Source organism: Pseudanabaena sp. PCC 7367 (assembly GCF_000317065.1).
Classification (GTDB): Bacteria; Cyanobacteriota; Cyanobacteriia; order Pseudanabaenales; family Pseudanabaenaceae; genus Thalassoporum; species Thalassoporum mexicanum.
Map to the genome: position 1 here is coordinate 4,306,303 of NC_019701.1, position 22,280 is coordinate 4,328,582.

At 44.7% G+C, this 22,280-nt stretch carries 18 protein-coding genes and 1 pseudogene; 5 read left to right on the top strand and 14 right to left on the bottom strand.

Annotation, left to right across the window (positions count from 1 at the left end; translation table 11 throughout):
* Window positions 1-84: 84 nt before the first annotated feature.
* The 5 genes and pseudogenes from yidC to PSE7367_RS17265 all read right to left on the bottom strand — a co-directional run.
* Window positions 85-1,260, bottom strand: a pseudogene (yidC, locus tag PSE7367_RS17250) (membrane protein insertase YidC); the annotation flags it as partial.
* 323 nt (window positions 1,261-1,583) lie between these two features.
* Window positions 1,584-1,991: a PH domain-containing protein gene (locus PSE7367_RS17255; RefSeq protein ID WP_015166629.1), complete on the bottom strand. Its 408-nt coding sequence runs from the start codon at window positions 1,989-1,991 to the stop codon at window positions 1,584-1,586.
* A 9-nt stretch (window positions 1,992-2,000) separates the two neighbouring features.
* Window positions 2,001-2,348, bottom strand: a complete 348-nt coding sequence (gene rnpA, locus PSE7367_RS17260) for a ribonuclease P protein component (RefSeq protein WP_015166630.1) — start codon at window positions 2,346-2,348, stop codon at window positions 2,001-2,003.
* Between the two features lie 186 nt (window positions 2,349-2,534).
* Window positions 2,535-2,675, bottom strand: a complete 141-nt coding sequence (gene rpmH / locus PSE7367_RS21295) for a 50S ribosomal protein L34 (protein WP_071881356.1) — start codon at window positions 2,673-2,675, stop codon at window positions 2,535-2,537.
* A gap of 435 nt (window positions 2,676-3,110) precedes the next feature.
* Window positions 3,111-3,908 carry a Tic22 family protein gene (locus PSE7367_RS17265; protein ID WP_015166631.1) on the bottom strand — a complete coding sequence of 266 codons (798 nt, stop codon included), beginning with the start codon at window positions 3,906-3,908 and terminating at the stop codon, window positions 3,111-3,113.
* A gap of 1,064 nt (window positions 3,909-4,972) precedes the next feature.
* On the opposite strand from PSE7367_RS17265, the gene PSE7367_RS17270 reads away from it, so the two are divergent.
* Window positions 4,973-6,424 carry a GTP-binding protein gene (locus tag PSE7367_RS17270; protein ID WP_015166632.1) on the top strand — a complete coding sequence of 484 codons (1,452 nt, stop codon included), beginning with the start codon at window positions 4,973-4,975 and terminating at the stop codon, window positions 6,422-6,424.
* A 52-nt stretch (window positions 6,425-6,476) separates the two neighbouring features.
* Here PSE7367_RS17270 and PSE7367_RS17275 read toward each other — a convergent pair whose 3' ends face one another.
* The 9 genes from PSE7367_RS17275 to PSE7367_RS17315 form a co-directional block, all read right to left on the bottom strand.
* On the bottom strand, window positions 6,477-8,093 hold the full coding sequence (locus PSE7367_RS17275) for a calcium-binding protein (protein ID WP_015166633.1): 1,617 nt from the start codon (window positions 8,091-8,093) through the stop codon (window positions 6,477-6,479).
* 238 nt (window positions 8,094-8,331) lie between these two features.
* The gene (locus tag PSE7367_RS17280; RefSeq protein WP_041698589.1) at window positions 8,332-8,607 is read right to left on the bottom strand and encodes a hypothetical protein; all 276 of its coding nucleotides are present in this window, start codon (window positions 8,605-8,607) and stop codon (window positions 8,332-8,334) included.
* Between the two features lie 96 nt (window positions 8,608-8,703).
* On the bottom strand, window positions 8,704-10,788 hold the full coding sequence (locus PSE7367_RS17285) for an iron uptake porin (protein ID WP_015166634.1): 2,085 nt from the start codon (window positions 10,786-10,788) through the stop codon (window positions 8,704-8,706).
* Window positions 10,789-11,207: 419 nt separating this feature from the next.
* Window positions 11,208-12,230, bottom strand: coding sequence for a DUF5602 domain-containing protein (locus PSE7367_RS17290; protein WP_015166635.1), 1,023 nt, complete (start codon window positions 12,228-12,230; stop codon window positions 11,208-11,210).
* 292 nt (window positions 12,231-12,522) lie between these two features.
* A complete protein-coding gene (locus PSE7367_RS17295) occupies window positions 12,523-12,906 on the bottom strand; it encodes a nuclear transport factor 2 family protein (protein ID WP_051038030.1) in 384 nt (127 codons plus the stop codon).
* Between the two features lie 25 nt (window positions 12,907-12,931).
* Complete coding sequence (locus PSE7367_RS17300; protein WP_015166637.1) at window positions 12,932-13,291, bottom strand: nuclear transport factor 2 family protein; 360 nt, start codon at window positions 13,289-13,291, stop codon at window positions 12,932-12,934.
* Window positions 13,292-13,560: 269 nt separating this feature from the next.
* Window positions 13,561-13,923, bottom strand: coding sequence for a nuclear transport factor 2 family protein (locus PSE7367_RS17305; RefSeq protein ID WP_015166638.1), 363 nt, complete (start codon window positions 13,921-13,923; stop codon window positions 13,561-13,563).
* A gap of 199 nt (window positions 13,924-14,122) precedes the next feature.
* A complete protein-coding gene (locus PSE7367_RS17310) occupies window positions 14,123-14,569 on the bottom strand; it encodes a nuclear transport factor 2 family protein (protein ID WP_015166639.1) in 447 nt (148 codons plus the stop codon).
* A gap of 352 nt (window positions 14,570-14,921) precedes the next feature.
* Window positions 14,922-15,713 carry a VOC family protein gene (locus PSE7367_RS17315; protein WP_015166640.1) on the bottom strand — a complete coding sequence of 264 codons (792 nt, stop codon included), beginning with the start codon at window positions 15,711-15,713 and terminating at the stop codon, window positions 14,922-14,924.
* 1,385 nt (window positions 15,714-17,098) lie between these two features.
* On the opposite strand from PSE7367_RS17315, the gene PSE7367_RS17320 reads away from it, so the two are divergent.
* The 4 genes from PSE7367_RS17320 to PSE7367_RS17335 all read left to right on the top strand — a co-directional run bounded on the left by PSE7367_RS17320 (window position 17,099) and on the right by PSE7367_RS17335 (window position 22,101).
* Window positions 17,099-18,916, top strand: a complete 1,818-nt coding sequence (locus PSE7367_RS17320) for an AGE family epimerase/isomerase (RefSeq protein ID WP_015166641.1) — start codon at window positions 17,099-17,101, stop codon at window positions 18,914-18,916.
* Window positions 18,917-19,004: 88 nt separating this feature from the next.
* Window positions 19,005-19,340, top strand: coding sequence for an anti-sigma factor antagonist (locus tag PSE7367_RS17325; RefSeq protein ID WP_015166642.1), 336 nt, complete (start codon window positions 19,005-19,007; stop codon window positions 19,338-19,340).
* 19 nt (window positions 19,341-19,359) lie between these two features.
* The gene (gene glgX / locus PSE7367_RS17330; RefSeq protein ID WP_015166643.1) at window positions 19,360-21,486 is read left to right on the top strand and encodes a glycogen debranching protein GlgX; all 2,127 of its coding nucleotides are present in this window, start codon (window positions 19,360-19,362) and stop codon (window positions 21,484-21,486) included.
* A gap of 279 nt (window positions 21,487-21,765) precedes the next feature.
* Window positions 21,766-22,101, top strand: coding sequence for an anti-sigma factor antagonist (locus tag PSE7367_RS17335; RefSeq protein WP_015166644.1), 336 nt, complete (start codon window positions 21,766-21,768; stop codon window positions 22,099-22,101).
* Window positions 22,102-22,280 lie beyond the last annotated feature (179 nt).

Genomic DNA, 22,280 nt, shown 5'->3' on the forward strand with positions numbered 1-22,280 from the left:
CGCTGGCTCGATCGCCTTTTCCGGCTCAGTTGCATCCTCAACTGGTTCAGCAGCTTTAGTCTTATTTGGCTTGCTTGCCTTAGCTTTCTTGCTAGCTTTAGTAGCAGGCTTAGCTGACTTGGTAGGCGCAGCAGATTTGGTGGGCGCACCTGCCGTAGCCAAACCACCACCATCAAGAATCCGTTGCAGATTCTCTGGCAAGGGCTCACGGGAAATAACATAGGATTGCAAGGTTTGGAACACATTGGCAATCAGCATGTAAAGCAAGACCCCAGATGGCAGTGGGAAGAACAAGAACATCCCTGAGAATAATACAGGAGTAACCTTATTCATCAATTCTTGCTGGGAGCCGGAATCATCATCACCCTTAGAATTCAGCTTGGGTGAACTTTTATTAGTAAATAATTGGTTGATGTAGAGACTAAGTCCAAATCCCAAAATCATAGCCAGGATGTCCCAGTTGATGCTGCCGTCGGCATTGGTAACCCCAACTTTACCTAGGGCTTGAATAAACAGGAATCCTTTATTGGCAGCTAGCCCAGGCACAGTTACCTGAACTGTGGCATCACCAGGTTGCAGCGCCACAATGTTACCGTTTTGATCGACTTGAACTACGTTTTCACCCTTAGTTACCTGCCAATCTGGCACCAGACCTGTTTCTGGATATTGGTTACTGAGTTGCTTAAATTCATCACCGGCGGGCGATCGCAAGTCCACATTGACCGTATCGCCAACCACTAAATTTGTACCACTGGCAACCGTAGCTTGGATCGGGAAATGCACTCGATCGGCAAAATAAACACTTTGCGCTTTACTGGCAAAAGCTTGTGGTTGCACCTCTGCCTGTTGTTCCGCTGGATACACCTGAAAATTCACGGTGTAGTTAATGTTGGCAAAGGGCGATCCCCGCAGGGTTGCAAACAGGGCAAACAGGATTGGTATTTGCAAAATCGCTGGCAAACATCCGGCCAGGGGATTACCAAATTCCTTGAAGTTCTCGGACTGCACCCGCTGAATTTCTTCTCGCTGCTTAAGCGGGTCATTTTTGTAGCGCTCTTGCACCTCTTTGGTTCGCTTCTGCATAATCGGATTGGCGATCTTCATCCGGCGCATATTGCGGATTTGGTTGGCACTAACTGGAAACAGGGCAAATCTAATTACCAATGTTAGAGCCACGATCGCTAGACCATAACTAGGCACTATGCCATAGAAAAAGTCCAGGATCGGCAACATTATATTGTTGGAAAGAAAATTGATCATGGGGAAATCAAACGCTTAATTTACCTGATTGTTGTGCCTAAATAATTGCTCAATTTCACGATCGCCTGTGAACCCTTATGATTACTTAGACAAATTAAGTTTTGCTCACATCCAGGCGAAAGATGGGCGAAGTAGGTTTGAATACCTGCGCTAACCAGCCAGCTAACCACAGGTTCACCCAGTTAACAAGTCTAGCGGCTAATTACCAAACTTGATCTTGATTTTCATTACGCTTAAATTGCCCACTTAAAAATCATTGCAAAGTGATCATGCTTTAAGTATGACAAATATTTATGACAAATATTTAAGTATGACAAATATATCTAGCCAGCCGAAGCCTGGGTTCCAGCATGGCCACTGATTGATTGAGCCTGGGGATTGAGCTTAGCTTCAACATACTCATAGGTTTGACGGAAATTAGGTACGGCTCTCAGTTCAAGCCGTGAACCATCCTTGAGCGTCAGCACCATATCACCCCAGATCCCCAAACCCCTGGGTACGGTTACAACTTTGGCGATCTCACTGTAAACCACATCTGTACGGTTACGACCCAGCCAGCCACCTGTAATGGTAATCCGGCGGTTGGTGATCCGATACCTTAACCACAGTGCCCTGGCAATCGCGCCGATCGTCAGGGGGAGCGTAATGATAAACGCACCCATGATCACACTAATAATCAGATCGCCAATGTGGGGGCCACCCTCATAATAAACATCTTCTTGAATTGCCATATTTATTACCTAGTATAATATTTCAGCTTTAATAAGTATTTGGTTTAAATCCTGACAGAGTTGGTGGTAAGTCGGCTCCCCTCGCAGGGTGGAAACTGTAACAATTATTTGCAATCCCTGTCTTAGGTTTGACAGGTGCGATCGCAAAATTGCTCGCAATTGCCGTTTAACCCGATTTCGCACCACGGCCTGCTTACTTACTTTTTTACTGATTACTATACCAATTCGGGTGGGCTGATGTGGATTATCGGTAAACCGAACCCGCAAACGCAAAAAACGGCCACCATAACGATTGCCTTGATTATATACTTTGGCAAAATCATGCCGGCATCGTAACCGATTTTGTTGCGGTAACACTTTATAGTTATCAGCGTAATTGTCAGCAATCGACAGAAACTAGAGCAGCGATCGCTGATATCTAAACTCCCTTACACCGCGATCGGTTGGAAATCTGAAATCAATTTGCTCATCAATTAACGCTAGTTAACAGCACTTCGCTATAAATAACTTCGCTATAATTCGCTATAAATAATCGGCAATTAATTAGGCTGTGGTTAGCCTTACTCTGCCCTTACGGCGACGGGCTCTGATTACACGCTTGCCGCTAGGAGTGCGCATTCGGGCACGGAAGCCAGAAGTACGTCGTTTTTTACGAACGGAACCACCAAATGTACGTTTTGTCATTACAATTACGAGTAGAGCTCTACAAAAATTTAGCCATATGCCATATGTCAAATAAGCCTCGAAACTGTCGTGTAGCTAATCAGTAAGCTAATCAGTTTTTATGGCCAAACCATTCATGCCATCAACCAACACTGCTAAAAATCTAGCGCCAGTTAAATTTTGATTAATCTTGGCAATGAAAAGACTAGGCTATTGGCCATTGACACGGTCAATAATTCTAGCATCCTTTGGAGAGTCTGATAAACCCCTCACCAATTACAATTAATTAATTGGCAGCCTGACTGAACCATAAGAATGTTTTAGCTTGCATGAGCATGGATGACATGAGCACAGTGCTAATTTTTCTCAGGCCGAACTCAGCAGAGCTGGTGCAGATGCTGAGGAGCAATATCCATAGCCAATCGAGTTTGGAATTTGTCCTATCTGCTTAGGCAATTACTGATCCAGGTCAGCCGAATTTTCAATCACATACTCAAATGCCTCACGGGATGGCACAAACGTAAACCGCTCCGTATCCCTGGTGGCAGCATCCTCGTCAGCGATCATTGAATCTAGTACCTGGAACAGCGAAGTAACCTGGATTTCCGTACCTTGGGCAACATCCGCTTGCTGTTGTCTGGCGCGATCGATTAAACCTTCTAGATCTTTTTGCTCAAAGAAAAATGGTACGATCTGCTGTCCTTCTTGCTGTAGGGTCAACAGCCCTTCGCCATTTTCATCCTGCCCACCGGTGGCAAAAAATACAGGCACATTGGGCAACTGGTCAGCGGGTTTGCCTTGGTCGGCAAGAATTTTACGGGCTGAATCAAGGCTGGTTTGGGATGGCACAATCTGGAAGGCGATCGCCTCGTCTTGGTTATCCTGAATCACCTTATAGGCATCATTCATCGATCGCACAATCACCCTGGCTTGGTTACCGACCTGGGGATTGCTAGATTTGATTTGATTGATCAAAGCATTGGCATCATCGGGATTGAGGAAAAACAATAGCAATTGGCGATCGGCATTAGCCGGATCTTGATTCAATGATCCCAAAATCGGTGTGCCCTGCTCATCCGTAATCGTAAAGACGGGAATCCCTTCTAGTTTCTCAAACACTTCTTGTTCAGTGGCTGCTTCAGCGGCTTGGTTAGTCAAATTAGCGATCGGTGTCACCATAGTTGGTGCTAGAAAAAGAACACCCATCAGACTGGTACTTGCAGCTAGTTTAAGTAGAGATTTAATCACAGACACTTGTAGCTCCTGTTGGTCAGACCTAAGATTTAAATTTTTTGCCCAATGCTTTGGTTTTGCGTGGTATTGCAATTTTGTGAGTATGTCAATCTGCCTAAATATTAATCTAAATATTAATTTGGCATTGCATTAGCATTACTCTGGTTGCTAGAGCTAGATTAGATCGATTGCTAGCGATCGCAGTTAGTGCAATTGGCTTTGCCAAACTCAGTCCAGATTCAGAGCAATCCACTACCCCGCTTGAGCATATTTTGGACATAGGGTTGGACATAGGGAAAAATTAAGCATGAGGCAATTATGCGATTTTGCGTGAATGCAGTTTACCCTCTTTCTGGTGATTTTGACTTTGGCGGTAAACCGAATTGACTATCTATGTTTTTTATTAGCGATTGGCAAGCCAATAATTGATTAGTAATTGACAGTGGTTGATCATTCGACCCTAGTGCGGAAATATACTAAATGTTGGCCAATCATGCAAATGGGTTTTCGATCGATTAATCCTTAGAAATACAACTACTCGAACCCCACCCCCTATAATTCACCAGTCTGTTTAGACTCTTGGATCTCTAAATTAGTTCCCGCAAGACACCCATATATTCGCTAGTGCTGTTTCAATCGAGATGTTGTGCAAGGAGTAACCCGAATGCTTTGATCTATCCGAATGCTTTGATCTATAAGGTATTCAGGCAAAAGAAGTCTTTTGAAGATGCACTAGGAAAATCTCTAGAAACCGCTTGAGCCAGAATAGCGATCGATTGAGTATAAATGAGTATGAACAAATTAATGCTGGTCGATGGTATTGCGATCCCATAGAACCACATAGAGCCAAGCCAGAGGATGCGATCGACGATTCGGGAACCTCGCCTGTTCAAAAAACAACTAATGACGTTTACTAAAACAGCAGATCTAAAAAGTATTTATAAATAATCTTTTGCCCTTGCCTATTTACGCTAGAGAGTTTAAATAATTGAGTAGATATCAAATAAATACCAAACAAATATTAAATAAATACCGAAGCAATTAAATAGAAATCGAGAAATTGAATTGAGAAGTATTGGAAGCCTATGCCTGCCCATGGAAGCAATAGAAGCAATAGAAGTAATAGTAGTAATGCCGATAATTCCAGCTTTGACTATATTCAAACCGAACTGAACTATAGGCAGGCCAAAAGCACGCTACGGGAAATTGTGCGCGGCTTAGACCTCACCCCCAGGGAGCGATCGGGCTTGGAACCAGAGTTGCGCGAATTGCAATATATGCTCAATAAACTAGAGCATACGGTGGTGCAGATCGCCGTATTTGGCATGGTAGGGCGGGGTAAGTCTTCATTACTGAATGCGCTGCTGGGTAAATATGTATTCGAGACTGGCCCTGTTTATGGCGTGACCAAGTCCCAAAATATGGCCGATTGGGATCTCACCAAAGAAACGATCGTGCAGGGTCAAGAATTTACGCGCGTATCCTTGAGAAGCTTAGGTGATGCCAGGGTAGAGTTGATCGATACGCCTGGGATCGATGAGGTGGATGGTGAAACCAGGGAAGAACTGGCCAGAAGGGTAGCTCATCAAGCAGATTTAATTTTGTTTGTGGTGGCAGGGGATATCACTAAGGTTGAGTTTCAGGCACTTTCGCGGCTGCGCGAGGCTAGTAAGCCAATTTTGCTGGTATTTAACAAAATCGATCAATACCCAGTCCGCGATCGCCTTGCCATCTATGCCAAAATCCGCGATCAGCGGGTCAAGCAGTTGCTATCGGAAGATGAAATTGTGATGGCGGCTTCTGCACCTCTGGAGGCAAAGGCAACCAGGCAGGCAGATGGATCGATCGAAGCAGAGCTAATCCCTGGCCAGCCGCAGATTGATGATTTAAAAATCAAGATTTTGGAGGTACTCGATCGGGAGGGCAAAGCTTTGATCGCCCTGAATAGCTTGATGTATGCCGATAATGTTCACAGCAGGGTGATCGATCGCAAGATGCAAATCCGCGAACGGCGTGCTAATAAAATTATCTGGAATTCGGTGATTACCCAGGCAGTGGCGATCGCCGTTAATCCAATCACAGTGATCGATGTAATTTCTACGGCAGTAATTGATGTATCGATGATTATCGCCCTCTCTAAGCTCTATGGCATCAGCATGACCCAAAAGGGAGCGATCGCCCTGTTGCAAAAAATTGCCCTCTGTATGGGTGGGGTAACCGCCAGTGAATTTTTAGTCCATTTGGGGCTCGGCTCCCTCAAGACCCTGCTGGGAGCATCTGCGCCTGCTACTGGTGGAATATCACTAAGTGCCTACATCCCGATCGCCATTACCCAGGCTGCTGTTGCTGGCGTATCCAGCTATGCGATCGGCTTGATTACCAAAACCTACCTGGCCAATGGTGCTTCCTGGGGGCCAAAGGGGCCAAAGGCAGTGGTCAAAAATATTCTTGAAAACCTGGACGAAGAATCAATCCTGGCGCGGATCAAGGATGAACTACGCCATAAGATCGATCTTTCTCGTTTGGGGCAAATTTAATCTTGCCAATCACTATCAGCAACTATCAACATAAACCTGGTGCTGAAAAATATTAATAGATATAAATCAGGATTTCTGGAGGATTGACAATATCATTGAAGTTCTGGGGCAAACCATTCACCTCCGTCAGCGGTGGGAAACCATCATTGGGATCGCCGCTAGTGCCAAGATCGGACATCCAGAAATCAAAGAATTGAGTGCCACTGCCATCCCGATCGAAGAAGAGCCTTGCCGCGCCGGTACTGAAGTAGAAAGTAGGTTGCATATCATCTTCTGCTGCACCATTGACAACCGGAACAGTACCTTCACCCACCACCAATTGACCATTCTTGGTAGATGCAGTACCAGTACCATCCGAAGAAATGATTGTGCCGGGGGTAAGATAACCAATTTGCTCGGCCAACTCAGGATTAGTGATGGGGTCAATGCCGCGATTGAAGGCCGCAGAATTAACCAATAAAATATCTGGCCCAGTGCGGGTGGTAAACGGATCTTCTAGGGGAGTACCATAGGGTTCTTCATAGCGAATATAACCAATCCGGGCATCGGCTCTAGCATTGCTGATCGGGTCTTGTTGAACATCATCTCGATCGCGGATTTCGAGGATCGAATCAAAGATAATGTAGTCAGTCCCTTCACGGCCAATAATAATATCCTGGCCAGTACCAGCCCAGATAATATCTGTACCCTGATTGCCAACAATGATGTCATTGCCAGGCCCCCCAATTAGGAAATCATTACCAGGACCACCCACGATCAGATCATCGTTGACAGTGGCAGGCGCAAAGGCTGGCGTAAATCGATTGAGATCGACAATGCCATTTTCATCCAGCGCAAAGTTAAACGCATTGCCAGGCAAAAGCGAAGCTGGGATTTGACCAATTACTTTTTCTGCTTCCAGCAATTCCCGCAAATCAGCAGGAATATCCGGATCGTTTGTACCAGGAATAGTAATATCGGTAACGGTTTGCATAATCTTGGCTAAAAGATTGCCAATCTCACCTGGGCTCACAAAGTCACCGGCGATCAGATTGTTCTCTGGGGCTACGCCTGGCTGACCAAACCCAAAATCAGTAAAAATTGAATTACCAGCTACCCCACCAGACCGCAGCGGGAAATTAGAATCCAATCCACCCACCACATAATCAAAGGTGCCGAATACCTTTGCTACACCTTGAGTAGTGTCATTGAGGTCAACGCCATTGACTTCCAACAAACCCTGGCTCATCAATTGCAGTGCTGAGACATTATTCAAAACAATTGTCTGAATGATGCTAGGTGCAAAATTACCATTCCCCGATGAACCAGCGGTGGGATCAATGTTGGCGCGATCGCTGACGGTGATCAAAGTATTACCCTGGCCATCATCGGCAATGCTAAAACCAATATTATTATCTACGTTTCTAAATTTAATTTCGTCGCCAATACCAGCGATCGCTTGATAATCGGTGATCACATCCGCACCACCATAGCCACCAACTAGATCGCCAGTAATTGGGTCAATAAACTGCTGCTGAAAAATGAACTGATCAATCCCCAAGCCTCCGGTAAACACATCATTGCCGACACTGCCGATCAGCGCATCATTACCACCGCCACCACTGAGAATACTCCCACCAGGAAAAGCAATCTGGATCGTACTACCATCTGCACGAGAAATAACATTCATACCTTACAACTCCCTATGAGCTAATTACCTGAGTCAAAATAGAGATAGGGCTACACACCCACACAAATTCCTCAATTCCTCAATTAGTGTCAACCTGAGAAATAAGACGCAGCACCTTAGATGCCAATAGATTTGGCTCATGTAGCGATCACTCTCTACAGCAATTTACATCTGCCAAATTTGAGGCCTTAATTAACAAAAACAAAGCCAATCTTATGTGTGGCAACTAGATTTGCTTCTAAGAATTTTCGTCAGCGCTTTTGAGCAGGCTTGCTTTAGCCATATATAGCGGTTTTTGAATGGCCTGAAATATAGACATCCTGACAAGATTGCAATTCTTATGAATGGCTTGTAGTTCTTGTAATCCAACCATATAAAGATTGCTTATCTGAAACCAACTAATTTTGATGCCTGCTGCTAAATAGACAACCTGAGCAGATAAATGGAATTGGCACAGGCTGTCTATATAAACAAAGCAAGTCTTAGTCTGTCTTAATTCTGGGTTTTGATCCAAATATTAGAATTATTACTTTCTCAACTAAGCCTAAATTGATTTATGCAGGCAAGTGGTAACACCTAGGATTTTCTTAAGTATTCCTAGACAGATATTCTAGAACCTGAAAGATAGGCGCAGATTTGCCACTGTCACGGTAGGATTACTACTGAAGTTGTTAGGATTGAAGATAAAATAGAGGTTGGGTACGATCGCAATATTGCGGTTAATCGGATAGAAATAGACCAGCTCCAGGTCATACTGAGTGCCACCATCACCACTACCAGAAACCAGAAACTCACTACCGCTCTTTACGTCGTAGGGCATCGCAAAGGAGATCATGCCCTGAGCACCACGCTTGAACAAATCGGGAAAAGCTAACCCCACCTGGAATGATTGCATGGTAATTACACCATTATCGATCGTGGGATTGGCAGGGTTCAGGCTAGTGCGACCAGTACCATAACGGCCAAACAGAGCCAGATGCTCAGCGATTCGCCAGTCAAAACCCAGCGTAAATACATTCGATTGGGCATTCACCAGCGCTCCACCAAATCCATCATCGGCCAGACCGCGAATTGGTTCGCCAACCGCATCGCCGACCACATTAAAGAAACCATCAACCGGATTAGTAAAGGCGTTCTGGTTAGTGCGGTTATAGAGCAGACGCAGCGCAAAACTATCAGTGGGTCTGAAGCCTAGCTCCGTAGTCAGGCTATAGGTGCCACCAAACAGCCCTTCATCAGGATTACCAGCCGATCGCGGTTGGGGCAAGAAGGTATTACTCTCAGACAAGTAGCCAACTTTGATCTCAAATTTATCGCCCAGGGGTGCTTGGATGACTGCACCAGCCCCATGTTCGATGTTATTGGTCAGCGTATTATCGATCGAACTGAAGGTGCCACCAGAAGTAAAAATCAAAGTGTTTGGACTAATATCAAAGACCCGATACCAAACAATCTGGGGGCCAATTTTGAGGCGGGCACGTTCATTAAAGATCGGAAACTCATAGAACATTTCCTGCAAGGCCACCACATTCTCGCCAAAGGGGCCTGGGCCAGCGGTTTGATCGGTAAAAGGAGCACCCCAGGTATTGGTATGCCCAGCCGAAGCAAACACATTGGCCGGGGAATTGCCATTACCCATTACGATCGTGCTGACTAGCTGGTCTTTGCCGGTAAATGAAGAAACCAGATTCAGCCACACCAAACCACTGAGGGTAGCATTGGGGTTATCGGTGACTATTTCGCTCAGGGGTTGATTGGTAACCGGATCACGGCGGGCGATTTCCCGGCGAATATCGCCACCAAATGCCCCGGTCAGATTCATCCAGGCCAAACCATTCAGCTTGGTGACGGTGGAAAATTGTTGGGCTTCGAGCCGGGCGGTGGTGGCTTCTAGAACATCAACTCGACCACGCAGGGCGGCCAGTTCCGCCGCGAATTCTTCTTGGAGTCTTTGCAGAGCGGCCAGATCTTCTTGGCTTACTTTGTCGGCCAGGCCACTGCTGATAATATCGTTGATTTTATCGAGGCAGGCATTTAAACCAGCGGCAAATTCATAGCGGGTGATCGCTTGCTGCCCCCGATAGACCCGATCGCTACCATCAACTTGCTTCAGCCTTGGCACAATTGGACTGGGTGAAGTGCCTGGTACGTCATAGCCAGCAATACAACCATAGCGTTCTACCAATGATTGCAAGGCTGTAAATGCCCAATCGGTGGGCTGCACATCACTAAGCTGAGAAACGGAGGTTACACCAGCAGCGATCGGCTTAGTTGGCACTTCATTGCCATATTCAAGCAATAGATCTAATGACTCGATCTCACTGTGGGGATTGAGATGTCCTAGATCACTAAGATCGCGTGGGTGTACCGCTAAATCAGCTAAATCATTGCTAGTTTGGCTAGCTAGCGGTGTTTGATTGTCGTAGGTTTGAGTAGCCTGAACCTGAGAATTTGAAGACTGGAGCTGATTAACTTCTGTTTGAGGCGCAACAATTTGATCGGCAGTGGCGATCGATTCAGATTCAGCCACATCTTTAGCATCTAAAGCATCTAATTGAGCCAGATTATCTATGGTAGCTAGATCAATCTCTTCAGCCCGGAGCGATCCTGTCCATATGTCAGCGGAAGCAAGACCTAAGCAAATAGCGATCGAAAACGGAAAGCGCAAACAGCACTTGACCCAAACATTTTTCATGGTGTTCTCCTCACATCTCCACGGCCATCGCAACCAAAGCATTAATGGTGTAATAAACTTCGCTTACGATGGTGAATTAACTTGACTGCGTTCTCAGAGTGGTTGCTATAAATGCAAAGAAAATAGCATCTCAAGTGCAATCTCAACTTTTACCTTATGTAAGAATATAGCGAAATATACTTAATCCTTGATCGGTATCTATCAACATAATATGGTTTTGCTGCTTAAACCAAGTTAATTATGATGAATTTAGATTATGGGAAATGGTTATGCCGCCCAAAATACTAAACAGCTAAAGTCGGGTTGACTAAATTCAATGACAACGATCGCCAAAAAGCCTAGACCAAACGCCTAGACTTTGATTGTGATTAAGGCTAACTAATTTACCTTGTGGTAAGGGTACTAATCAGCCAAAAGACTCAGTTTATTTTTTCCTCAAAACCTTGTCGATAGACTAGCTTATCCAAGGCGATGTCAAATTCTTTCTTGTCAGCGTTGTATCTAATTGAATATTCCAAGGGATAATAACCACTCTTGGGATATTCATAGGGCTGCACGATCGGCTCAACATAATTAGTTGGCTTAGTCAGCAAAAAACGCCGCGTAATCATCGGTTCCCAGAACAACATCTTGCCATTGTATGAACCAAACAGAAAAATTTTGTTGAAGTTACCAGGCTTTAATTCTGGTGAGCTAAGGTCGGCCCAATGGATGCCCATGCGTGGCTCCAATGTGCCATAGACGATCGAATGCCCCGGCGGCACATACTTGCGCTCCATTTTTTTATGCCCGATCAAGATATCCTGCTTGGCGGATTTGTCCATGCTGTGGCGATAGTCCATGCTCTCCATGTAGAAATGGACATCAAAGTGAGGCTCCGTAAAGATGCCACCAGGCCAGTGGCCAAAGGCATTCCAGTTATAGCCCATATGATTAAAGGCGGTTTCTTTGACCTCAGCGGGAAAAGCCAACTCATGCTCGTAGGTGGCATGGCCAATCCCATCCAGCAAAGTTAGTTTGAGCGCATCTTTCTCAGCCGGATCATCATCAGATTCCGGTAGGCCATATAGGCCATCCTCAGTCATGGTAACGCCAATGCTGGTCGGGTGGCCGTCTTGGTCAAGCTCTACCCAGGTGGAAACCTCACCATTGCCAATCGGCTTAACATCGCCTGTGACTCGTTTAACCGCTTTGCGTGCTTCGATCGCGCCAAGTTCTTCATTGCCGATCGCTTGAGGGCGCTCCTGGAACGAGGCGATCGCCCCTTGATTGGTTACCAGGCAAAAGACCAAAACTATTAGCACACTAACCAGCCATAGGCTTAGTTTGTGCAAACTTGCTTTAACTGAAATTGACCCTGGAATTGTCGCCATCTTTTTGATGCGATTGGTGGGTGATTCGATCTCAGACAAATGGCTAAAACTTTGCTGTTGATTCCACATCTTCACTAATTTCTACTTAACGTAATTAACAAAAACGAATTAACAAATATTGGCTGTGAATGAGAGTTCCCAGGCGAGCTTAGCCAATTACCAGATCAACTAATAGGTCAAGATTTAGGAACTCAGAAGCAATTTAGATTATTGTCCTTCAAATCAAGTATTACCTGGCTGACATGGCGGGAAATAATTGTGCAGGGCGATCGCTCAATATCTGGCGATATCTAAACAAAACTCAAGCTTTGGGTATCAATAGTCAAATCCAAAACAATTAGCTCGATCGCCTTTATTGCCTTTATTGCCTGAGCGGCGACACATCAACATAGACCCGCAGATCACGGATTAGATCGCCGTCCATCCGAAATATATCTGTGCCAGGCAGAGTAACCACACTGTCATCATGGCGGTGGTAGTTAATATCTAGCTCACAAATGACCACATCGCCTATTTCCCATAACTCATGGATATCATGGGTGACAAACTTAACTCGCTTACGCGCATTGGCAGCAAATTCGCGGATCGCTGGCTTGCCGGTCAAAAGCGGCGCATTAGCAAATTTATATTTGGCCTGCTCGGTAAAAAAGCCGATGAAATCATCCAGGGTTTTACCACCACCAGTCAAAAAATATTTAATTCGCTCACCCTTGCTACTTATAGACATTTGGGGCTCCTCTGCCATGATTGGCATTTAAAACGTAGGATGACTAGGCAAAAATAGGTGATACATCTATAAATGATTGCAGTTTCTTGACCTTGTCGCCCTCAAACTCAATGATATCGAGAGCAGGAATATCAAAGGACTTGCCATCTTTACGATTGTAAACAACGATCATCTCCGCAAAAACTATGTCGCCTTGTTCCCACATGTTTTTGATGTCATGGGTAACCGAAGTAAAATTATCCATGATTGGGGCGGCAAATTCCTTGATTGCAGCAGGGCCGATCACTGGATCCAGGTTGCTGATCTTGTAGATCGCATCCTCGGTAAATCCCTTGATGTAATCATCAACATTATTCGCCTCAACTAGTTCGAAGGCTTTCTTGACCAGATCAATTTTGCTCATGTTGGTTTAACTCTAAAACTCTAACCCTAGTTGGTGAATGCAACTGTGAATGTGTGAATACATGTGTGAATAATTGATACAGCGATCGCAAAGGATTACTTATAGTTCGATTAGTTCGATTAGTTCGATTAGTTCGATCGCCTCTGTATTATCTGTTTTGTCTGTCTTGATTATTAAGGTATTACGGTATTAATTACGGTTCGATTCCGGCCTAACTAATACATAACCACAGAACAATTAAGTTTAGTGATTAGCTAAAGTCTAACTGGCTAGGCAAACAGCGGTGAAGCGTCCATAAACACCTTCATCTCTTTGACTTTGTCGCCTTCCATGCGGAAAATATCGGTACAGGGCAAGGTCAAAACCGAATCATCCACTTTGGTGTAGTTGATTTCCATTTCGCAAATTACCGCATCGCCGCTTTCCCAAATTTCCTTAACATCAAAGGAGATGCCTTTAATTTGATCCATGTGGCTGGCTTTGACCGTTTGTTCGATATTTGCCTTACCCACCGCCGCGGGATAATTGCCAAACCGATAGAGAGCATCATCGGTGAGATAGGTTAAAAACTCATCAACTTGCATTCCCTCAAACAATTTGAGCAATGTTTTTACAGTCTCGATCTTGGACATAATTGCCTCACTTAAACATTTCACTTAAACATTAGACACATTAGATTTGAAAGCGCATTCAGGGCAAAATCGCAGATCTGCTAATCACCATTTGAGCAGCCCTGGTGACGACTAACAATTAGATTAGCGATCGTTAATAGGACTATGTTAATAGTAAAAATATTGAGCGATCGCCACCTGCTTCTAGATTTATATTTAATTAGCAAAAATTACTCTTTTCTGGCTTTTCAGGCGTAAACAATGGCCCAATGTCCATATAAATGCGCAACTCCTTAACCTTGCCATCTTCAAACTTGATCGTGTCACAGCAAGGTAGGGTAACAACCCTGGCATCATGGCCAATGTAAGTCACTTCCATTTTGCAAATCACAGTGCCATCTGGCATTTCCCAAATGTCCACAATGTGGTGGTGCAAACCCTCACATGCTTCAATAAATCCACTTGAGGTCTCAGCGATCATCTGGGGGGTCTCAACGGCAGGGAAATTACCAAACTTGTAGTAACAAGGATCGGTGTAAAACTTGATAAAGTTGTTCACATTCAAGGATTCGCCAGCCAAGAACATCTTTTTAAGCACATCGATATTCCCACCAGAGAACTTTGGCCATTTTTTAGTGTGCGGCCATTCCCATGTAATTTCTGCCATACTCTGCTTCTCCTTCTTAACTAATGGTTCGTTATTACTAATTACTTACAATTACTTGCAATTACTTACAGATAATGCCTTGTACTGTTTGCTGTTTGGGCTGGAGCTAATCAGATCAAATTTAGCTATTCAACCCTGGCCATTGCTTAATAACCGAAAAGGTGCGTTTAAATACCTGAAAAATAAAATGCATTGATCAACTATTTAAGTTAATTATTGCTCTGTCTAAATTAACAAGGTTTAATCAGTGAAAAGAAACAAGCCAGCTTAAGTAGGTTGTCTTGAAGAAATAGCTTTAGATCAGAATCGGATTAGATTTAGATCAAAATCCCGATCGCATCCGGGGTTAAATCTAGCCATTCGGCATATCGGCCACCGGCACCGAATCGATCGGCCATTTATAGTTAGTGCCGTTTGTTTCGTTATATGCCTTCTGGGCACCCATAAACTTTTCTTTGGCACCACGGGTGACCTGATTGAATTCTAGCTGCTCCCCATTGGGGCCTTTGGCATAGAACAACGACCAACCAGAAAAATCACCAAAGTCAAGGTCGGAATATCCTTCCACAAAATAGTCCTCGTCGGCCCAGAACTTATTGGCGTTATATTTGGGATCAACTTTTTGGCGCTCCGCCTCGGTTTGAACCGTAATGATGCGATTGCAAACTAGGTTGATGCCACGGTTTTGACATTCTTGCTCCAGTTCGATCGCAAACTGGTTCAAGTCCACATCATCCTTGACGTGAAATGACAGATGCGGTGCATTGACATAGCCAACCCCAGAAGGAATTTTGCCGCAAAAGTTAGGGGCATTGGGGTTTAACTTGGCATCCCTAAAGTGAATTAGCTCAACCACAGTATTACCAAACGAGACAAATCTGACATCTAGCACTTCTTCATCACCGGGTACTAGATTTGGAACCCCAACAGTTTTGGGATTCAAGCCTTGAGCGATCGCATCGAGGTAATCTTTTTGGAAGCAGGTATTCTGGATCACCTCGCCATAAAAACCATCGCCAGCAATCGCCACTTTGCCACCAAGCACTTCAGTATAAAACTCCATCGCTTTGGCCATATCCCCAACGGTGATTCCGAAGTGCTGGACTCCCTGAAGGTAGTAGCCTAAGCTCCTTTTGTCGCTCATAGTAAAATTCGAGCCCTCCTAAAATGTTGCGATCGCAGTTTAGATTAACATCAATTCAATTTAATCACTGAAATAGAGTATTTGATTAAATATTGCCAGTTAGCCCTTATCACCACTTATGCCATTAATTTAGCCACTAACCGGTTAGCTTAATAAACAAATCAGAATTAACTTCGGTCGGTTCAATTCGCTTTTTACTGCCGATCGACGGCTTCACTAATTTTTTTGGTGTTGACCAAATTCAGCGGAGATTACTGATTTAAGCACTGATTTAAGCTATGACTATCCCCTAAAGACACTTTTCCCAAACCATTGATGTTGATTATGTTTGGTGCTTCTATGGTTGCGATCTTTGGGTAATGGTATCTCCCTTGCGATCAACTTCGATTAGCTAAATTACGGCCAACTATGTTAAATCTATAGTTACGATCAAAAGCTAATTAAGCGCTGGCAAAGAATTGCTCTACCAAAGTAACGATCAAAAGAAATAATTAAGTTATTGAGGCAAAGAAGGAGCAAGACTGATAGACTGATTTTGTGGCAGGGTAGCTTCTTAAGCTGGCATTTCATCAGCCCTGTAAATCTTGTTGAGATTAAAAAATATTTGATAACTATATTATTGTGTGATAGCAAAATTGTGTGATAGCAAAAGCTGTAAACTCATGCTTTGAAAAAACGATCTGGCACAATTGACTGGCTTTAGCGCGAGTTTTGCTAAGAAAGTTGTTTAGAGTCTGAAACATGTAATTTTTAAAGCTGCTTATTCACTCTGATTTACTCTTAAAATTCAATTAGTTTTTTGATTAGTTTTACTCTTAAAATTTAATTAGTAGTATTTTACCTGTCATGATACCTAGCCATACATTGGTTCTTGAGGCAAAGAATGACTTACATCCATACTAACTCGCAAGTAATTCGTAAGTAATTCGTACTTAACAAATGTGAAGTAGCATCTTAATATTCCGGATCATATAAATCATATAATTAGCTCTTAACTAAAATAGACGAGCTTCGATCGATTTAGATCTTGTTAGATCTTGAGTTAGAGACATTACTGAACAAAAAGCAAAAAGGTTTGAAACTTAGCCTCGATTCTGACCAGGTTATGCATAGAATTATTGATGACACAGGTAAGTTGCTTAAATTTAGGTTTAACTTTATTGCCGTTTTATTGCCATTGGCGATCGGCAGATGAATTATGCTTTTTGAGGGTAAAAGGCTAAACTAACAGCACCTCAAAGTATGATCAGGTCATGCATGTAAGCTAAGCAAAGGCTGAATACATCAAGACATCATGATCACGGCTTAATTGTCCAAACGACAAAGGCTAGGCACCCTCTAAAATCCGCTCACTTTACCAGCTACATACACTTCGAGGAGAGTAAATGAATAACATTGATTTCTCGTTTTCAGATACGATCGCCGGCTATGTTACTAGTTTTGACTCTGATGCTGGAGTCTTTGGGCTTAAAACTTCTGATGGACGTGAATATCAGGCTAAACTAACCCCGACTACCTACGCCAAGCTAGCGCGTAACCTTGGTGAGCCCTGGCAGGACTGTACTGGTCAACTTCACTCCATGTTGACCCCTGGTCGCTTTATGTATACCTATGGCCCTTTTTATTACGAAGGCGGCGGCTATAAGTATGAAGCAAAAGAAATCACCTTTGTGGGGCGCAAGCAAGAAGAATATAACTTCGAGAAACAAAACTGGTGGATTAATCAGATTCATCAGCTAGGCGATTTTTATCTGCGTGCCCAGTTCCAGGGTGAAGAAGTGGATTATCGCAATTATCGCACTGCCCTTTCGGTGACGGGAGCCAAAAAAGGTGATTACCGTCAGGAAACCGATACCATTGCGCGTCTGGTTTATGGCTTTGCCTCCGCCTTCATGTTGACTGGTGATGAAGCATATTTAGATGCAGCGGAAAAGGGAACTGCCTACCTGCGCGATCACATGCGGTTCGTGGACATCGATGAAGGAATTGTTTATTGGTATCACGGTATTGATGTATCTGGGAAACGGGAAACCAAGATTTTTGCGTCTGAGTTTGGCGATGATTATGATGCGATCCCAGCCTATGAGCAAATCTACGCCCTAGCCGGACCAATGCAAACCTATCGCCTCAATGGTGATCCAGAGATCCTTGATGATGCCGAAAAGACTGTTGAACTATTCGATCGCTTCTTCCTCGACAAGGATCAGGGCGGTTATTTCTCGCACATCGATCCAATTACGCTCGATCCCCTTTCGCCCTCGATTGGCGATCGCAATATGGGACGCAAAAATTGGAACTCGGTGGGTGACCATGCTCCTGCCTATTTGATCAATTTGTATCTGGCCACAGGCGAAGAAAAATACATCAAGTTCCTGGAATATACCTTCGATACGATCGCCAAATACTTCCCCGACTATGAAAACAGTCCCTTTGTACAAGAGAAGTTCTTCTCTGACTGGAGCAAGGATCAAAGCTGGGGTTGGCAGCAAAACCGGGCAGTAGTGGGCCACAACCTCAAGATTGCCTGGAACCTGATGCGGATGCAAAGTCTGAAGCCCAAGGATGAGTATATGGATCTGGCCAAGAAGATCGCCGATATGATGCCCGCAGCGGGTGGCGATCAACAACGTGGTGGCTGGTATGACGTGGTCGAGCGCGAACTAGCAGAAGGCGAAGAGAACTATCGGTTTGTCTGGCACGATCGCAAAGCCTGGTGGCAACAGGAACAGGGTATTCTGGCCTACTATATTCTGGCCGGTATTCTCAAAGATGAAAACTACCATCGCTTAGCCCGTGAATCCGCCGCCTTCTATAATGCCTTCTTCCTCGATCATGACGACGGTGCGGTCTACTTTAATGTCCTGGCCAATGGTATTCCCTTCTTGATGGGGACCGAAAGGCTAAAAGGCTCTCACTCCATGAGTGGCTATCACTCCTTTGAGCTTTGCTATCTAGCTGCGGTTTATACCAACTTCCTGGTAACCAAACAGCCAATGGATCTTTATTTCATGCCTCTGCCCAATGGGTTTAAGGACAGAATCTTGCGGGTTTCGCCCGATATCTTGCCCCCTGGCAGCATTCGGATCGCATCCTGCACGATCGATGACAAGCCCTATGATAACTTTGATGCCGATGCCTTGACTGTCCAGCTCCCTGAAGCGAAGGATCGCCTGAAGGTGAAAGTACACATTGTGCCAAACTAACCAGAACCAGCCCTGCCTAGGAATATAAGAACTTAAACACTGGTTAATTGTTAAGCCAACCTGCCTGGGTTGGATGTGAGGAAAAAAGATGGAAATTGAGATCAAAACCCAAGCAGATATTACCCTAGTTGAGCTAGATGGTGATATTGATGCTAATACTGCCCCCACCGTGCAAGAAAAAGTATTGCCGATCGTCGATTCAAGTAGCAAAATCCTATTGAATATGACAAAGGTGCCATACATGTCTAGTGCGGGATTGCGGACACTCTTGTCCCTCTATCGCCAGGTATCGGCCAAGGACGGCAAATTAGTTTTGGTGGGTCTAACCGAAGAAATCAAAGACACCATGTCGATCACTGGGTTTCTAGATTTCTTTACTACCTGCGAAACCGAGGCCGAGGGCTTGGAAACTCTAAATCAATAGGAAGCAATAGGAGAATTGCATGGTACTGGATCGCATTGACATCCATCCAACCCATGAGTATAAGGGTTTCAAGTTACGCTATGGCAGACCTTTCCCCTTTGGTGCCACCCTGGTGCCGGGAGGGGTGAATTTCTCAATATTTTCACGCCATGCCACTGCTTGTACCCTGGTACTGTTTGAGCGACATGCTAAGGAACCATTTGCAGAGATTCCCTTCCTAGAGGAATTCCGGATCGGTAATGTGTTTACCATGACCGTATTCGATCTCAACTATGAAGAACTGGAATATGGTTATCGCATGGATGGTCCCTATGATCCCAAGGAAGGTCATTGGTTTGACAAAACTAAAATCCTGATGGATCCCTACGCCAGAATTATTGGCGGCCGTGATATCTGGGGTAAGCAACCGGACTGGGACGATGTCTATCATCACCGGGCTCGGATTGCCTTTGACGATTTTGATTGGGAATCCGATCGCCCCTTGGAGATCCCGCCAGAAGACTTAACCGTCTATGAAATGCATGTGCGCAGTTTCACTAAACATGAATCCTCTGGTGTCAAACATCCCGGCACCTATGCGGCGATCCGCGATAAGATCCCTTACTTAAAGGAGTTAGGCGTTAATTGCATTGAACTCATGCCGATCTATGAGTTTGATGAGTTTGAAAACAGCCGCCCCAATCCCCAAAACCCCGAAGAAACCCTGATGAACTATTGGGGCTATAGCACCGTAGGGTTCTTTGCGCCCAAAGCTGGCTATGCAGCCACTGGCAAATTTGGGATGCAGGTGGATGAACTCAAGGCAATGATCAAGGAATTGCATCGCAATGGGATTGAGGTGATTCTGGATGTGGTATTTAATCACACCGCCGAAGGGAACGAAAAAGGGCCTTATATTTCCTACCGTGGGTTAGACAATCAAACCTACTATATGCTCACGCCCGATGGTTATTACTTTAACTTTAGCGGCACTGGCAATACCCTAAATTGTAATAATCCGATCGTGCGGAATATGGTGCTAGACTGCCTCCGCTATTGGGCAGCCGAATACCACGTGGATGGGTTCCGGTTTGACCTGGCCTCGATCCTCAGCCGTGATGCCTGGGGTGCGCCATTGGCAAATCCGCCGCTTTTGGAAACCCTGGCATTCGATCCAATTTTGGCTAAATGCAAATTGATTGCCGAAGCCTGGGATGCTGGCGGCCTCTATCAAGTTGGCTCTTTCCCCGCCTTTGGCCGTTGGGCTGAATGGAATGGCAAATACCGCGATTGCATTCGCAAGTTCATCAAAGGCGATGATGGTATGGCTGGTGAGATGGCACAAAGAATTCAGGGTTCTCCCGATCTCTATGCCTGGGGTGGTCGTGGCCCAGCAACTTCGATCAACTTTATTACCTGCCACGATGGATTTACCTTGATGGATACGGTTTCCTACAATGGCAAGCACAATGATGCCAATGGGGAAGACAATCGTGACGGCAACAATGATAACGATAGTTGGAACTGTGGCTGGGAAGGGCCAACCGATGATTCCGGCATCAACGCCCTGCGTCAGCGCCAGATCAAAAATGCCGTGGCGATTATGATTGCCAGCCAAGGTGTACCGATGTTCCTGATGGGCGATGAGATGGGTCGCACTAAATATGGTAACAACAATACCTATTGCCATGACAACGAACTAAACTGGCTGGATTGGGATTTGTTAAATCAAAACCAAGGTCTATTTAGATTCTTTAAACTGGCGATCGCCTTCCGGATGGCTCATCCAGTGTTGCGCAGCCGTACCCACTTCCGCAATTATGATTATGTGGGCAGTGGTTATTCAGACATTACCTGGCACGGCACTCAAGCTTGGAATGCGGACTGGTCAGACTCTAGCCACGCCCTAGCGTTTATGCTCTGTGGCAAACATGCCAAGGAGGGTACTGTCAATGATGACTATATCTATGTGGCGATGAATACCCACTGGGATGCATTGTGGTTTGAACCACCTGGCCTACCCGAGGGTATGCAATGGCATGTGTTCGCTAATACTGGGGCAAGCTCGCCGGAGGATGTTTGGACTCCTGGCCAAGAACCGGCTTTAGAAAATCAGCACGGCATCTTACTTGGCGATCGATCGGTTGTAATTCTGGTCGGCAGATAGCAAAGGCAGCTTTGTCAACCAACTGCTTGAGTTTTTTAGGATTACAGCAAGTTCTCAACTAGATTGCTCTTTTATGTAGGCTTGTTCTATCTATTTGCCAATAGATTGCTGAGTGATTAGCGATTACCAAGTTTGCTCAAATAGCTGGATCAGCACAGTGCTAAATGCGCTTGGTTGCAATAAAAGCTAGTCTGGCTAGCCATTTAGCATTCCAATCACCCTATTATTCATTATCCGTAGTTACCACCAAAAATTAACCACCCTGAAAGGAGAAACTCTATGGCTTTTGATGCATCTCTAGAAGTTGATAATGGCATTGCTAAAATAACCGTATCCGGTGAACTAGACGCAAGCACCGCTCCTGTGTTTAAAGAAGAAGTAGAAAAGGCGGCAGGTGCCGAAGTGAAAAAGCTAGTTTTGCTCATGCAAGAGCTAGAGTATATGGCTAGTGCTGGTTTGAGAGTGCTGATTTTTGCCAAGCAGAAAATGGGTGCGGATGTAGATATCTATTTGGTTGGCACCCAAGAAATGGTTCTGGATACAGTTAAAAAGACTGGCTTCGATCACAGTGTCTTTTTGCTCGATGAGTATGATGCAGCTCAGATTGAAAGCTAAGGATTAAGTTGGTTGTTAGATAGCAGGTTAGTGGCGATCGCTCTGCCAATTGGCAAACGAGATTAAATCTATGCTTGCTATCTAGCTAAATTAGGCTTTTACAAAAGTTACCTGCTTTGAGCTAGGCAAATATTAGCTTCGATTGTTTCTACCCGTATTTCTCAACATTCATGGAAATA